At 70.9% G+C, this 13,150-nt stretch carries 16 protein-coding genes; 8 read left to right on the forward strand and 8 right to left on the reverse strand.

Annotated elements, in window-relative coordinates:
• Positions 1–86: 86 nt before the first annotated feature.
• Positions 87–1,049, reverse strand: coding sequence for a DUF2797 domain-containing protein (locus tag ABH928_RS13665; RefSeq protein WP_370065789.1), 963 nt, complete (start codon positions 1,047–1,049; stop codon positions 87–89).
• Positions 1,050–1,124: 75 nt separating this feature from the next.
• Here ABH928_RS13665 and ABH928_RS13670 point away from each other — a divergent pair, with 75 nt between their 5' ends.
• The 3 genes from ABH928_RS13670 to ABH928_RS13680 all read left to right on the forward strand — a co-directional run bounded on the left by ABH928_RS13670 (position 1,125) and on the right by ABH928_RS13680 (position 4,335).
• Positions 1,125–2,045, forward strand: coding sequence for an LLM class F420-dependent oxidoreductase (locus ABH928_RS13670; protein WP_370065791.1), 921 nt, complete (start codon positions 1,125–1,127; stop codon positions 2,043–2,045).
• A 166-nt stretch (positions 2,046–2,211) separates the two neighbouring features.
• Positions 2,212–3,141, forward strand: coding sequence for an NADP-dependent oxidoreductase (locus tag ABH928_RS13675; protein WP_370065793.1), 930 nt, complete (start codon positions 2,212–2,214; stop codon positions 3,139–3,141).
• Positions 3,142–3,219: 78 nt separating this feature from the next.
• Positions 3,220–4,335 (forward strand): AraC family transcriptional regulator, encoded by a 1,116-nt coding sequence (locus ABH928_RS13680; protein WP_370065795.1) that lies wholly within the window; start codon positions 3,220–3,222, stop codon positions 4,333–4,335.
• A gap of 9 nt (positions 4,336–4,344) precedes the next feature.
• On the opposite strand, the gene ABH928_RS13685 is transcribed toward ABH928_RS13680, so the two are convergent.
• Entirely contained in the window at positions 4,345–4,800 is a 456-nt protein-coding gene (locus ABH928_RS13685; RefSeq protein ID WP_370065797.1) for an SPW repeat protein, read from the reverse strand.
• A 125-nt stretch (positions 4,801–4,925) separates the two neighbouring features.
• Positions 4,926–5,108: a hypothetical protein gene (locus tag ABH928_RS13690; RefSeq protein ID WP_370065799.1), complete on the reverse strand. Its 183-nt coding sequence runs from the start codon at positions 5,106–5,108 to the stop codon at positions 4,926–4,928.
• A 94-nt stretch (positions 5,109–5,202) separates the two neighbouring features.
• Between ABH928_RS13690 and ABH928_RS13695 the strand changes: the two genes are divergently transcribed.
• From ABH928_RS13695 to ABH928_RS13705, 3 genes are all read left to right on the forward strand, one after another.
• A complete protein-coding gene (locus ABH928_RS13695) occupies positions 5,203–6,156 on the forward strand; it encodes a helix-turn-helix domain-containing protein (RefSeq protein ID WP_370065801.1) in 954 nt (317 codons plus the stop codon).
• Between the two features lie 107 nt (positions 6,157–6,263).
• Positions 6,264–6,800, forward strand: coding sequence for an NUDIX hydrolase family protein (locus ABH928_RS13700; RefSeq protein WP_370066094.1), 537 nt, complete (start codon positions 6,264–6,266; stop codon positions 6,798–6,800).
• Between the two features lie 144 nt (positions 6,801–6,944).
• Positions 6,945–7,724, forward strand: a complete 780-nt coding sequence (locus tag ABH928_RS13705; protein WP_370065803.1) for an alpha/beta fold hydrolase — start codon at positions 6,945–6,947, stop codon at positions 7,722–7,724.
• 18 nt (positions 7,725–7,742) lie between these two features.
• Here ABH928_RS13705 and ABH928_RS13710 read toward each other — a convergent pair whose 3' ends face one another.
• From ABH928_RS13710 to ABH928_RS13730, 5 genes are all read right to left on the reverse strand, one after another.
• Entirely contained in the window at positions 7,743–8,408 is a 666-nt protein-coding gene (locus ABH928_RS13710) for a DUF1707 domain-containing protein (protein WP_370065804.1), read from the reverse strand.
• Positions 8,409–8,566: 158 nt separating this feature from the next.
• On the reverse strand, positions 8,567–10,234 hold the full coding sequence (locus tag ABH928_RS13715) for a phospholipase C (protein ID WP_370065806.1): 1,668 nt from the start codon (positions 10,232–10,234) through the stop codon (positions 8,567–8,569).
• A gap of 147 nt (positions 10,235–10,381) precedes the next feature.
• Positions 10,382–10,603, reverse strand: a complete 222-nt coding sequence (locus ABH928_RS13720) for a hypothetical protein (RefSeq protein ID WP_370065808.1) — start codon at positions 10,601–10,603, stop codon at positions 10,382–10,384.
• Complete coding sequence (locus ABH928_RS13725; RefSeq protein ID WP_370065810.1) at positions 10,590–10,847, reverse strand: DUF6400 family protein; 258 nt, start codon at positions 10,845–10,847, stop codon at positions 10,590–10,592. The genes ABH928_RS13720 and ABH928_RS13725 overlap by 14 nt, the downstream gene beginning before the upstream one ends.
• A gap of 208 nt (positions 10,848–11,055) precedes the next feature.
• On the reverse strand, positions 11,056–11,208 hold the full coding sequence (locus tag ABH928_RS13730; protein ID WP_370065812.1) for a hypothetical protein: 153 nt from the start codon (positions 11,206–11,208) through the stop codon (positions 11,056–11,058).
• Positions 11,209–11,667: 459 nt separating this feature from the next.
• On the opposite strand from ABH928_RS13730, the gene ABH928_RS13735 reads away from it, so the two are divergent.
• Both ABH928_RS13735 and ABH928_RS13740 read left to right on the forward strand, forming a co-directional pair.
• Positions 11,668–11,919, forward strand: a complete 252-nt coding sequence (locus ABH928_RS13735) for a hypothetical protein (RefSeq protein ID WP_370065814.1) — start codon at positions 11,668–11,670, stop codon at positions 11,917–11,919.
• Positions 11,920–12,219: 300 nt separating this feature from the next.
• Positions 12,220–13,149 (forward strand): class I SAM-dependent methyltransferase, encoded by a 930-nt coding sequence (locus tag ABH928_RS13740; RefSeq protein WP_370065816.1) that lies wholly within the window; start codon positions 12,220–12,222, stop codon positions 13,147–13,149.
• Position 13,150 lies beyond the last annotated feature (1 nt).

Below are 13,150 nucleotides of genomic sequence, written 5' to 3' on the forward strand. Positions count from 1 at the left end.
CCGGATCGCCGCGCCCGCGCGCGGTGCTCCGGGGCCGTCCGGCTTCGCGCCGACGCCCCGCGCCGACGGTCCGCGCCGACCCCGCGTCAGTCGAAGAGGGTGGGCAGCGGCTCCCGCGGTCTGGCCAGACGTTGCGTGGGTGCGGTCGTGGCGGCGTCCGGAGCGGCCCGGGCGAGCTCCCATCCCGCCAGCAGCCGCAGGCTGAGCAGCAGCGAGGTGCCCGAGGCCGGCGAACCCCGCGCCGCCCGCAGGTACGCGTCCGTGCCGACGACCGCGTCGAGCGTTCCGGCCACGGTCTCGCCCGGGGCGAGCAGCGGGATCTCCGCCTCCGGATCCGGTGGTTCGGCCATGTCGAGCCCGTACGACGGACGGTGATCCACCGTCAGGGCCTGCAGCCGGTGCAGCGTCTCCGGCCAGGCGGTCCCGGCGTGGAGCTGTGCGCGCACGGCCTCCAGCTCGGCCTCGACCTCTTTCGGTGGGACGGCGACGGCCGATGCCCGCTCGGCACGCTTGCGCGCCGTGCTCACCCGGTCCGGGATGCCGAAGGCCGAGCCGAGCGCGATCTCCGCCCTCCGCACCGCAGGCAACGGCCCCTCACCGAGCCAGAGATGGGCCAGCGCGCCCTGCCCCGTCAGCCGACGTGCGCCGCGCGCCTGCGCCGTGATGCCGACCTTGATGCATCCCGTCCCGAACCACGCCAGGTAGAGCCGGTACAACCGCGGATCGTCGAAGGCCGTGTCCGCGGCCACGGAGTGCCGCCGGTCGACCGCGGTGCAGTCCGGGCACAGCTCCCCGTGCGCCGTCCCCGACAGCTCGGCGCGGTGTGGGCAGGCCATCCGCCGACCGTTGCGCAGCAGCCCGACGCAGCGACGCGATCCCCCCACGGTGAACGCCAGCGGCCCGCCGAGGGCCAGCGGACTGTGCCGCTCACCGGCTATGGGCAACCACCAGCCCAGCACCGGCCCGTCGGTGTCCCACCCGGCACCTGTGCAGCGCCACGCGCCACTGCTGCCGACCGCGCTCGGGTCCGCCCTCCCGGAAGCCTTCATGCCTCGACCGTAGCGAGGGGGTCTGACAAAAGTCGGTGCCCGAACCGGCCCGGGTACTCGCGTAACGTGGCCCGCATGGATCTGCGCATCTTCACCGAGCCCCAGCAAGGGGCCAGTTACGACACGCTGTTGCGCGTGGCCAAGGCCACCGAGGACCTGGGCTACGACGCGTTCTTCCGCTCCGACCACTACCTGGCGATGGGCGGCGACGGCCTGCCCGGGCCAACCGACGCCTGGACGACGCTGGCGGGGCTGGCCCGCGAGACGTCGCGGATCCGGCTCGGGACGCTGATGACCGCGGCGACCTTCCGGCTGCCCGGCGTGCTGGCGATCCAGGTCGCGCAGGTCGACCAGATGAGCGGCGGCCGGGTGGAGTTGGGCCTGGGCTCCGGCTGGTTCGAGGCGGAGCACACCGCATACGGCATCCCCTTCCCGGCGGCCAAGCTCGGCAGGCTGGAGGAGCAGCTCGCGATCGTCACCGGGCTGTGGCGCACGGCGCTCGGTGAGACCTTCGACTTCGAGGGCCGCTACTACCAGCTCAAGGACTGCCCCGCGCTGCCCAAGCCCACCCAGGAGCGGATCCCGGTGCTGGTCGGCGGGCTGGGCCCGCGCCGGACGCCGGAACTGGCGGCGCGGTCCGCCGACGAGTTCAACCTGCCCTTCGTCTCGGTGGAGGACACGGCCGAGCGGATCCAACACGTCCGCGAGGCCGTGCAGCAGCAGGGCCGGGCGGCCGACTCGATGGTCTACAGCAACGCGCTGGTCGCCTGCGTCGGCCGGGACGACGCCGAGGTGGCGCGCCGCGCGGCGGCGATCGGCCGTGAACCAGCCGAGCTGCGGGAGCACGGCCTGGCGGGCACCGCGGCCGAGGTCGTCGAGAAGATCGGCCGCTACGCGGAGACCGGCAGCAGCCGCATCTACCTGCAGATCCTCGACCTGCACGATCTCGACCACCTGGCCCTGATCGCCGACCAGGTGATGCCGCAGCTCGGCTGAGACAGGATCGGCTGAAGCACGAGCTGAGCCCGGAAACACCGTCGGGCGAGACGATCGGACATGCAGAGGAGACTGCAGGCCATTCATCGTCTCGCCCCGGCTCCCTAACGTGGATCCCGTCGCAGAGAGCGAGCGAAGTGAATCCGTTCGGAACCGGGAGAACGTCATGCGTGCAGTGCTTCAGCAGTCCTTCGGTGGTCCCGAGGTCCTTCAGGTGGTCGAGACGGAGCGGCCCAAGCCGTTGTCCGGTGAGGTGCTGGTCCGGGTCCGGGCCAGTGCGCTGAACCCGGTGGACGTGGCGGTCCGCTCCGGGGCCTTCCCGCTGCTCGGCGAACCGCCGTTCGGGGTCGGCTGGGACATCTCCGGCGAGGTGGTCGAGGCCGGACCGGGCGCCCGCTACGCGGTCGGTGAGGAGGTGTACGGGATGCCGTTCTTCCCCCGCGCCGCGACCGGCTACGCGGAGTACGTCGCCGCTCCCTCACGGCAGTTGGCGCGCAAGCCGACGAGCGTCGACCACGTCCACGCCGCCGCGCTGCCGCTGGCCGCGCTCACCGCGTGGCAGGGACTGGTCGACCTGGCCGAGGTGGGCGAGGGCCAGCGGGTGCTGGTGCACCGGGCGGCCGGGGGAGTCGGTCACCTCGCGGTGCAGATCGCCAAGGCCCGTGGCGCGCACGTGATCGCGATCGCGAGCGAGTCGCGGAGCGCGTTCCTGCGGGGGCTCGGCGCGGACCAGCTGATCGATTACCGCAGCGCCGACTTCACCGAGGTGCTGCGTGACCACCCGGTCGACGTCGTCTTCGACTCGACCGCGCAGGGCGACCGTTCGCTCCAGGTGCTGCGGCCGGGCGGCGTCCTGGTCAGCATCCTGGAGCACAGCGATCGTGAGCTGATCGAACGCGTCCAGGCTGCTGGTCGGGTCTTCGCCGGGGTCTCGGTCGAGCCCGACTACGCCTCGCTGGAGGCGATCGCCGCACTGGTCGACGCCGGTCGGATCCGCCCGTTCGTGCAGCAGACCTTCGACCTGGCGGACGCCGACAAGGCGCACGAGCTGTTGGAGACCGGGCATGTCCAGGGCAAGATCGTGCTGACCGTTTGAGCAGCCGACCGTCCGACCGTTTGACCAGGTGACCGTCCGAGCGTGAGACGGCGTCATCGAGAGGAGGAGCGGCGAGCCATGGACATCCTGAGCGACGCGCTGTCCCTGATGCGGACGGCCCGGCCCGCCTCCGTCCGCACCGACGGACGCGCGCCCTGGGCGCTGAAGCTGCCGCCGGTGGCGGGCGCGGGATTCCATGTGGTGCTGCACGGCACGTGCTGGCTGCTCCCGGTGCAGGACGCCGGGCGGAGCCACCCGCCGCTCGCGCTCGCTCCGGGCGACGTCGTCTTCCTGCGCAGCGGTTCGGCGCACGTCCTCGCGGACCGTCCGGAGAGCGAGTCGGTGACCCCGGCCCCGGGGGACTTCGAGGCGGGGGCCGACTCGGCGGATCCGGCTGATACGGCGGGAGTAGCCGGTGCGGCCGAGGCCCGCTCCCGGTACCCGATCGGCCGGATGCGGCTCGGCGGATCGGGCGCGGAGACCAGCCTGCTGTGCGGCAACTACCACCTGGACCAGGCCCGTCCGCACCCGCTGCTGGCCCAGTTCCCCGAGGTGATCCACCTGCCCGCCCGTCCGGGGCGGCATCCCGAACTGAGCAGCGCGGTCCAGCTGCTCTCCGCGGAGTTGGAGCGCCCGCGCCCCGGTACCGACGGGATCGTCTCCGCGCTGATCGACGCGCTGCTGCTCTACATCCTGCGCGCCTGGCTGGACGAGCAGCCCGCGCAGGAGCGCAGTGGATGGCTGGCGGCGCTGAGTGATCCGGCGGTCGCCCCCGCACTTGCCGCGATGCACGGGGATCCGGCGGAGGCGTGGACCGTGCAGTCGCTCGCCGACCAGGCCGGGCTCTCCCGGGCGGCGTTCGCGCGGCGGTTCAGCACGATGGTCGGCGAGCCGCCGCTGGCGTACCTGACCCGGTGGCGGATGACGCGGGCGGCGGCACAGTTGCGCGAGGACGCGGAGTCGCCGCTGAGCGCGGTCGCTGCCCGGGCGGGATACGGGAGCGAGTTCGCCTTCGGCAAGGCGTTCAAGCGGGAGTACGGCGTCGCGCCCGGCGTTTTCCGGCGCGAACTCCACGGCGTGGCGCGTGGCGTGGAGAGTGACCCGGGGCAGCGTGCGGGGCAGGGCACGCGACGGCCCGCGGCCGTCGAACGGGTCGGAGTCGCGGGTCGTCAGTGGGCGGGTTCGGGGTCCTGAACGGGAGCGTCAGCGGCGCATGCGCATGCCGCGTCCGCCCAGGATGAGGCCCACGGCTCCGAATCCGAGGAGGCAGGCGACGGCGCCGATCAGCACGTTGTTCCAGATCATTCCGGTTGTCGGGTGGTGGCCGAGGGTGACGACCCACGGAGAGATGATCATCCAGACGCCGATCACGGCGCAGGTCCAGGTCAGTCGGTACATCCGGTCGCCGGCCGTGGTGAGACCGAGGCCGAAGGCGGCCAGGACGAGGCCGATGATCAGGTTGTTCACGGAGAGGTCGATGTTGCTCGCCCGGAAGTGGACAACCCAGGGGGAGATGGCTGCGTAGATCCCCGTCAGCAGCACCAGCCCGTCGATGGCGACCGCCTCGCGGCGGGCGTCCAGCTTTGCGTACCGCTCTCGCATCTCGGCCACATCGGGATGGCCGGTGATGTCGGGAGCGCGATGTCCAAGGTCAGACATCCCACTCACTTCCTCGCGTTAGCTCGGGATAAGTAGATTATTCACCGTATCGGCCGTCTTGTACCGATATGCCGCGTGCGAATTTCGAGCAGGCTGTGGGCAATTGCGCTGGTGGACCTGCGGACTCAGGCCCGCTCCGGCGTGCGTGCCCGGAGCTCGTCGCGGACGCGTTCCGCGTCGCGGTCGCGGTGGTCGTCGGTGGTGAACGTCGAGGCGGCGACGGGGAAGCCGCGTCGGGCCCGGCGGGAGTTGCGCTCCAGGCCGAGCAGGACAAGTGCCATGGCAGCGAGCAGGATCAGAATCTCCATGGCATCCAGACTGCGCTCAGCGAGATTCTGCCACCAGTGGCAGGAGAGACCAGGTGCATCGAGATCCTGCCAGAAAGAGCGTAGGCTGTGCGGCATGCTGCGTACGGTTGCGGTGCCCCTGATCGACGACTTCGCGACGTTCGAGTTCGGGGTGGTGTGCGAGGTCTTCGGCATCGACCGGACCGAGGACGGCGTGCCTCCCTTCGACTTCCGCGTCTGCTCCCCGACGCCCGATCGCGTCGTCCGGACCTCCTTCGGCGGGACGATGACCGCCCCCTTCGGGTTCGACGCGCTGGTCGACGCCGACCTGGTCGCCCTGCCCGCGTTCGCCATACGCGACCCCTACCCGCCCGAACTGCTCGACGCCCTGCGCGAGTCGCACGAGCGCGGCGCGCAGCTGCTGACGGTCTGCAGCGGCGCGTTCGCCCTCGCCGCGGCAGGGTTGCTTGACGGCCGGCGCTGCACCACCCACTGGCGCCATGCCGACGAGTTCGCCGCCCGCTTCCCTGACGCCAAGCTGGACCGGGACGTGCTCTACGTCGACGACGGCGACATCATCACCAGTGCCGGAACCGCCGCCGGAATCGACGCCGCGCTGCACCTGGTCCGCCGCGAGATCGGCTCGGAGGCGGCCACGGCGATCGCCAGGCGGATGGTCGTCCCGCCCCAACGTGACGGCGGGCAGCGGCAGTTCATCGTCCAGCCGGTTCCCGAGCACTGCGCCGACAGTCTGGAGCCGCTGCTCTCCTGGCTGAGCGAGCGGCTCGACCGCGAGCACTCAGTGGCGGAACTGGCCCGTCGGGCGCACATGTCCGAACGCACCTTCGCACGCCGCTTCGTCGCCGAGACCGGCACCACGCCGCACCGCTGGCTCTCCGCCCAACGCGTGCTGCACGCCCGACGGCTGCTGGAGCGCTCGGAGTTGACGATCGAGGAGATCGCCCGAGCCTGCGGCTTCGCCACCGCGGCGATGCTGCGCCACCACTTCCGGCGCGCGGTCGGCGTCGCACCCGCCGAGTACCGGCGCGCCTTCGCGCAGACGGCCTGAGGTCTGCGCTCCAGTCACGGTCGACGCGCTGAGGACGCGCTGAGGACGCGCCAGGGAGGTACCTGCGCGGAAGGGGTGGCACACCATAAGATCAGGCAATGGCTGAGATGGCTGACACCACCGAGACGACGCCCGGTTGGCTCGAGGTCGACGACCTCGAACTCGCGCGGGCCCAGATGCCCGTGCTCTACGTCAACGCGGTGCCCGTCCGCGTCGACGAGGGCGGCGAGGTGACCCACATCGGACTGCTGCTCCGGATGGGCGCGGACGGCAACGTCTCCCGCACGTTGGTCTCCGGCCGCGTGCTCTACCACGAGCGCGTCCGCGACGCGCTCCTGCGGCATCTGGAGAAGGACCTCGGGCCGGTGGCGCTGCCACGCATCCCGGCCTCGCTCCAGCCGTTCACGGTGGCGGAGTACTTCCCGACGATGGGGATAACGCCGTACCACGACCCACGGCAGCACGCCGTCGCGCTCGCGTACGTGGTGCCGGTCGCGGGGGACTGCCGACCGCGGCAGGACGCGCTGGACCTGGTCTGGTTCACCCCCGAGGAGGCCGCCTCCCCGCTGGTCCAGCAGGAGATGGAGGGCGGCCAGGGGGCCCTGCTCAAGCAGGCCCTCGCCCACACGTCCTGCCTGCCCTGATCACCGGTTCCGTCATCCGGGCTGCCGCCGTTGGGCGGTAGCCCGGATCTGCCAGGTTCGCCCAGCTCAAGGCCCGATCGGACGGCCGCGCCGAGCTCGCTGGGATCTGATGGACTGTCAGTGGGCCCGGCTACCCTCGCGGCCATGGGCATCGAGCACGGATACTCGTCGGGAGAGCTGCCGCTCTACTACGAATGGCACGGCGAATCCCAGGGAACGCAGCCTCCCCTCCTGCTCCTGCACGGTGGTGGCTCGACGATCGACTCCAACTGGGGCCGCTTCATTCCGGCGTTGGAGACGTCGCGGCGCATCCTCGCCGTCGAGCTGCAGGGCCACGGCCATACCGGTTCGGGGGAGCGCTCCGCATCGTTCGAGGCTTCGGCGGACGGCGTCGCCGCCTTGCTGCGGGAGCTCTCTGTGGAGCCGCTCGACGTGCTCGGGTTCAGCAACGGTGGCCAGGTCGGGCTGCAGATGGCGATCCGGCATCCGCAGGCCGTCCGCCGACTCGTCGTCGCCTCGACGCCGTTCCGCCGCGACGGCATGGTGGACGGATTCTGGGACGGGCTTGCGGCGAGCAGCTACGCCGATATGCCCCAGCCCTACCGCGAGGCGGACTTCAAGGCCGGCGGCGACCCCGCGCACGCCGAGCGCATGTTCCACCTCGACCGCGAGCTCATGCTGACGGGCTTCACGGATTTCCCCGACGCCCTGGTGGCCTCGATCACGGCCCCGACCCTCGTCATGGCCGGCGACCAGGACGTGATCCGTGTCGACCACGCCCTCCGCCTGGCCTCCCTCATCCCGCAGGCCCGCCTGCTCATCGTGCCCGCAAACCACGGTGACTACCTGGGCGAACTCGCCGCCACGGTCGATGCGGGCCCGCTCCGGCGAACGTTGCCCTTCATCGTCGACTTCCTCACGTAGGCCCGCCTGGGCCCTCTTTTACGCCGCACCCTGGGCGCCGCGCGTCCGGCGCCGCTGCTGCACCAGGATCTTGCCGAGGTGCAGTTCGCCGGTGACATGGATCCGCAGTCGCGTCGGGGTCTCCTCCCGCCTGGACCGGCCGGACCGGCGTCGGCCGCGTTCCTTGAGACCGCCGAAGGTGAACTTGACCTGGTCCGTGTCGACCTCGATGCCCGGGTCGGTGATCAGCATCAGCGACCCGCCGCGCATGTCGAGATCGAGGTGCAGGGTCGGGTGGTCGATCCGCGCCTCGGTGAGGTCGAGGACAACCTTGCACCACTGGGCGCGCAGCTCCAGCTGCTGCGGCACGGTCCACGCTCCGCGGCGCACGACCTGACTGCCCTTCTGCTCGATCCGCACGGTGCTGCCGGGCGTCGGGGCGAGGAACTCCGGGACGCTGTTCGACGCGTCCGTAGGCGGAAGGTCGGCGGTCAGCGGGATCAGTTCGTCGACGGTGCGCGCGGTGAGCGCGGCCTCGACGCGATCGTCGAGCTCCTCGGCGGTCAGCCGTCCTTCACCCGCCGCGGTCTGGAGCCGGTCCACCACGGCGTCGCGGTCGGCGTGCGAGGCCTTGAGTGAAGGGGCTCCGACGTCGGTCCCGGCCCTGCCGACTGCCCTGTCGACGGGCTGACTGTCCGCTGCCATGAGATCTCCCCGTGCTCCGCTGCGATCATTCGGTCGTCTGCGACTGACGGACTTACGATATATCGCGAATGCGTTCCCGGCCAAGCGCCCGATGTCGAACGCGTGCGGGGAACGCCCAACCATATGGGCATGCCCCGCACGCGTCTGGCGTGGGTCGGTCAGGGGACCTGCGGACGGGTGGGCGTGGTCTCCTGCGTCGGCATGGAGTTGCTGCTCGGCAGCGGGTAGGGGATGCCGACGTCCAGCGTCCCGGCCAGGGCGTTGAGCACCGCCTGCTCCGCCGCCGAGGTGTCGCCCAGCGAGACCTGCGGGAGCGAGGGGAACGCGGTGGTCGGCGCGGCGCTCAGGTTGAACGCGCCGGTGAAGTCGCCGGTGACGCCGCGCCGCCAGGCGGTGAGGTTGGGGACCTCGACGCCGAAGCGGGTCTCGATGAAGCGCAGCACCGAGGTGTGGTCCAACGTCTCCGAGTGGACGAAACCGCCCGCGCTGAACGGCGAGATGACCAGGGCGGGCGTGCGGAAGCCCAGCCCGACCGGGCCGTTGACGCCGCCGACCGCCGAGGGGAGCGTGGCCAGCCACTCGCCGGGCGTCCCCTCGGGCGCGGTCGGCGGGACGACGTGGTCGAAGAAGCCGCCGTTCTCGTCGTAGACGACGATGACCGCGGTCTGCGCCCACACGTCCGGGTTGGAGACCAGCGTCGCCAGCACCTCCTGGACGAAGTACTCGCCGTAGTGCGGCGGCGCGGCCGGATGCTCGCACTCGGCGACCGGCGGGATGATCCAGGAGACGGACGGCAGCGTGCCGCCCGCGACGTCGGACTGGAACGTGCCCGGGTAGGTCGGCGTGAACGCGCGGGAGATCAGCTCGCGGCCGGTCGAGGAGAGCGGGTCGTTGTAGGCCTTGAAGTAGGGGAGCGGGCTGAGTGCCAGCAGGCCGATCGGGTCGTTGTAGACCTTCCAGTCCACCCCGGCCTGGAGCAGCCGCTCCGGCATGGTCTCCCAGGAGAGCTTGCCGTACTCGCCCAGCCGGTTGCCGAAGGTCTGGACGACCGGCCCGCCCTGTGTGCCCTCCGGGTCGATCGAGGCGGACATCAGCATCAGCCGGTTGGGGTCGGTCGGGCCGAGCACCGAGCAGTGGTAGCCGTCGCAGACGGTGAACGCGTCCGCGAGCGCGTAGTAGAACGACAGGTCGTCGCGCGTGTAGTAGCCCATGGTGACCGGGCCGTTGGTGGCGCCGTCCGCCGAAAGGTGCGCGGAGACGAAGGAGTCCATCGCTCCGCCGTTCCAACTGCGGTGCTGCGTGGCCCAGCTGTGGTCGATGTCGTTGGTGGTCTGGCCGTCCTCCAGCGGCGGGTCGCTGAGCAGCCGGAACGGCTGGAGGTAGCCGGACGCGGAGGCGCCGGTGCCCGGCTGGAAGCCGAACTGGTCGAAGACCGGGTAGCTGCGACCGCCCACGGTCTGCTGCGGCACGTTCGGGTCGCTGAAGCCGCGCACGCCGGACAGGGTGCCGAAGTAGTGGTCGAAGGAGCGGTTCTCCTGCATCAGCACCACGACGTGCTTGATGTCGGAGAGGGAGGCGTTCGTTGCCGACGCCGCCAGTGCGCTGTCGATCAGGCGCGACTGCGCGGCGGTCGGCCCCTTCGGGCCTGTGGCGCGGCCCGCGCCCATCAGCGCCGCGGCTCCGGCGGCGGACGCCCCGGCGATCAGGCCCCGCCGGGTGATCCCGCCCTTGCGCGACGGCGCGGACGGCGCCGACGGTCCGGCTTGCGCGGACGGCCCGGAATGCGCTGACTCGGCTCCCTGGCCCTCGTTCTGACTGTCCGTCATGAGCTCATGCCTCCGGTGGACGACGATGTTACTGATGCGTCGTCAACCATCATCGGCGCGCGCCTTGCGCGCAGGTGTCCGAAGGCTGCGATTGAGCTTAAGGACGGGTGAGCTTCCGTGTCATGTACAGCGTCTGGCGTACGGACCCTACGAGCGGGTCGCGCCGAAGCCGGTCTCGTGGTCCCAGACGTGGGTGCAGCTCGGGCACTGGAGGTGCAGGCGGCTGCCGGTGTTGGACAGCAGGTAGCGCCAGTGGCCGGAGCAGGTCCGGGCGGCGCCGCAGTCACCGCAGTCGCGGCTGTCGTCGCAGGAGGGGCACGGTACCCAGGCTCGGCGGCCCAGGTCCGCGTGCGGGTCAATCGGCAGCACGGCCGGGCTCCCGTGCGGGCAGCACACCGGCGGCCACCAGCTCGTCGTGGATTCGCTGCTGCTCGGCGTCGAGGCCGGAGTAGAGCAGCGTGTAGGCGGCGTCCTCGTCATGCAGCACGGCGACCGGGTCCCAGGCGGGCCCGAGGGCGTCCATGACCAGTGCTCGACGCTGTGTCTCCTGACGGGTCAGGTCGACGTCGAAGGATATGAGGCTCGTGTCGCTCGGGGTGTTGTCGCGCGTCATGCCGGACTTCCTGGGTGGTGCGTGTGCGTGGTGCTTCGGGTCTTCTTCCTGGGTATCAAAGAAGCCGCCACTCCAAAAGGGGCATTTCACCAGGTGAGGGCAGACGGGCACGTGTCCTTGCTCACGTGGCTCCTTGCTCACGTGACCCGGGTCACGCTCTGTTCACGCGCTACGCGCCCCCGTTGGGGGCGCGCAGCGCGTCACTCTGTCACTCTGCGTTGCCGGATTCCTCGTCGCTCTCGTTCTCGCGCGCGGTCAGCGCGGCGCGGATCCGCTGCAGCAAGTCGGCGTCGACGGGGGCTGCGTCGCGCAGGGAATCCATCTCGCTGGGGGATATCTGGGGATGGGGTGACTGAGACACGCGGGCACCTTACCTCGGGAAAGCGGCAGTTCAGCGAGCAGTCGGTGCGGAGAACCGGCAAACGCATCGTGGAGGAAATGCGTCCGTCGCCTTCCTGTCCCCACTGCTCGGGGTGGTCGTTCGAACGTACCCGATCGGCTGCGCCGGGCGGTTACCCGGCCCCACTCGGGAGTTGGTGCGCGGCCGCACAGTCATTGCTCAGCGTGGCGAAGGCCGGTCGTCCGGCCCGACGACGTCGGTGGCGGCGTCGGTGGCGGGCAGCGGATTCTGCCCCGTTTCCCGGGCCCAGCGAGCCGTCGATCCGTCAACTTGCCTGCCCCGTCGGCCCGGACGGGAAAGCGTCGTTCAGGAGGTGTGCGAAGTGGCACGGACATGCTGTCCCACCTGCGAAAAGGTCCGCAAAAAAGCCTGATCGAAGGACTCCCCACAGGGGGCTCTCTGCCACTAACGTGCCTGGTCATGGACCCCGTGCTCGCCTCCGCCGTGGCTCCGGTCAGCACCGCGCACCCGACCGACCCGATCCACTGGCGCAATTCGAACCTGCCACTCACCGCCCCGGTGCCCGTCCCCTGCCGGGCCCGGATCGACGACGAGATCGTGGCCATCGACAGCTGCCGCGGCAACGGCCCGTACGTGGTCCACCTGACCGCCCCGCTGCAGAGCCCGCACGCAGAGGGCGCGCTCGTCACCGTCCTCGACGGCGGTGCGTGAGCGGCGACTGAGCTGCCGGGTCCGGCCCGAACCCCCGAGCGGGCCGGCCCCGGCTGATACCCGGGTCTTGGCGCGCGGGCACCGCGCCGGGATGGGCACTGGGCCGGGATGTGAAGCCGGGATGTGAAGGCGACAGGGCCGGAAGGTGACCGTCGAGGGCCCGTGCAGTGCACAGTGTCGCGTAGTCAAGGAGTTCTCCGGGCAGACTATGCCAAAGAGACAAAGGTCACTTGAGCCTTCCGCCGGTGTCTCGTAGCCTCGGCCGCAGTCTTCTCACGTTCGGCCTTCCTCGGAGATCCCATGAGCACCGCAGGACCGCAGTCGGCACCACCCGCCACACTGGACGACGTGCGTGGCTGGTTCTTCGCCGTGGACCGACACCTCTTCGTCTGGTTCCTGGAACAGCAGAAGAAGGCCGAGACGCCCGGGGACCTGATCGAGATGGGCGCCTACCTCGGGCGCAGCGCGATCATGCTCGGGGACTACGTCCGCGAGGGTGAGACCTTCACGGTCTGCGACCTGTTCGACTCCGACGCCCCGGACGAGGCGAACTCGGGCGAGATGGCGGCGTCCTACCGCGACACCCTCACCCGCAAGGCATTCGAGAGCAACTACCTGGCCTTCCACGACGCGCTTCCGATCGTCGTCCAGGCGCCCACCTCGGTGATGTCCGACGGCCGCACCGAGCCGAAGTCCGCGCGGTTCGTGCACATCGACGCCTCGCACCTCTACGAGCACGTGATCGGCGACATCGCCTTCGCCAAGGAGGCGCTCTCGCCCGAGGGCGTCGTGGTGCTGGACGACTACCGTTCCGAGCACACGCCCGGCGTCAGCGCGGCGGTCTGGGAGGCGGTGGCGACCATGGACCTGCTGCCGATCGTGGTCTCCGCCAACAAGTTCTACGGCACCTGGGGCGACCCGACGCCGCTTCAGGACCTGCTGCTGAAGGAGCTCGCCGAGCACCCGGAGCTGACCGCGTACGAGGAGAAGATCCGCGGCAACCGGATCATCCGGCTGCGCAACAAGGCCGGGCTCAAGCCGCCGGCGTTCCGCACCTCCCGGTTCCACGACCACATCATGGCCGAGCGCACGGCCGAGGCCGAGCGGGACCGTCGCCTGAAGGCGGCCGAGGCGGCTGCGCTTCCGGCCCGCGCCAAGCGTCTCGCCAAGGACCTGCTGCCCCCGGCCGCCGCCCGCGCCATCCGCAACGCGCGCCGCCGGAGCCGCTGAG

It is taken from the genome of Streptacidiphilus sp. MAP5-3, from assembly GCF_041262505.1.
Lineage (GTDB): Bacteria > Actinomycetota > Actinomycetes > Streptomycetales > Streptomycetaceae > Streptacidiphilus.

Excerpts from the sequence above, each read along its gene's own strand:
- ABH928_RS13740 (WP_370065816.1), top strand. The coding sequence starts at position 12,220 with ATGAGCACCGCAGGACCGCAGTCGGCACCACCCGCCACACTGGACGAC.
- ABH928_RS13690 (WP_370065799.1), bottom strand. The coding sequence starts at position 5,108 with ATGGAGATTCTGATCCTGCTCGCTGCCATGGCACTTGTCCTGCTCGGC.
- ABH928_RS13725 (WP_370065810.1), bottom strand. The coding sequence starts at position 10,847 with ATGACGCGCGACAACACCCCGAGCGACACGAGCCTCATATCCTTCGAC.
- ABH928_RS13700 (WP_370066094.1), top strand. The coding sequence starts at position 6,264 with ATGGCTGACACCACCGAGACGACGCCCGGTTGGCTCGAGGTCGACGAC.
- ABH928_RS13735 (WP_370065814.1), top strand. The coding sequence starts at position 11,668 with ATGGACCCCGTGCTCGCCTCCGCCGTGGCTCCGGTCAGCACCGCGCAC.
- ABH928_RS13665 (WP_370065789.1), bottom strand. The coding sequence starts at position 1,049 with ATGAAGGCTTCCGGGAGGGCGGACCCGAGCGCGGTCGGCAGCAGTGGC.
- ABH928_RS13705 (WP_370065803.1), top strand. The coding sequence starts at position 6,945 with ATGGGCATCGAGCACGGATACTCGTCGGGAGAGCTGCCGCTCTACTAC.
- ABH928_RS13710 (WP_370065804.1), bottom strand. The coding sequence starts at position 8,408 with ATGGCAGCGGACAGTCAGCCCGTCGACAGGGCAGTCGGCAGGGCCGGG.
- ABH928_RS13675 (WP_370065793.1), top strand. The coding sequence starts at position 2,212 with ATGCGTGCAGTGCTTCAGCAGTCCTTCGGTGGTCCCGAGGTCCTTCAG.
- ABH928_RS13680 (WP_370065795.1), top strand. The coding sequence starts at position 3,220 with ATGGACATCCTGAGCGACGCGCTGTCCCTGATGCGGACGGCCCGGCCC.
- ABH928_RS13715 (WP_370065806.1), bottom strand. The coding sequence starts at position 10,234 with ATGACGGACAGTCAGAACGAGGGCCAGGGAGCCGAGTCAGCGCATTCC.
- ABH928_RS13695 (WP_370065801.1), top strand. The coding sequence starts at position 5,203 with ATGCTGCGTACGGTTGCGGTGCCCCTGATCGACGACTTCGCGACGTTC.
- ABH928_RS13685 (WP_370065797.1), bottom strand. The coding sequence starts at position 4,800 with ATGTCTGACCTTGGACATCGCGCTCCCGACATCACCGGCCATCCCGAT.
- ABH928_RS13670 (WP_370065791.1), top strand. The coding sequence starts at position 1,125 with ATGGATCTGCGCATCTTCACCGAGCCCCAGCAAGGGGCCAGTTACGAC.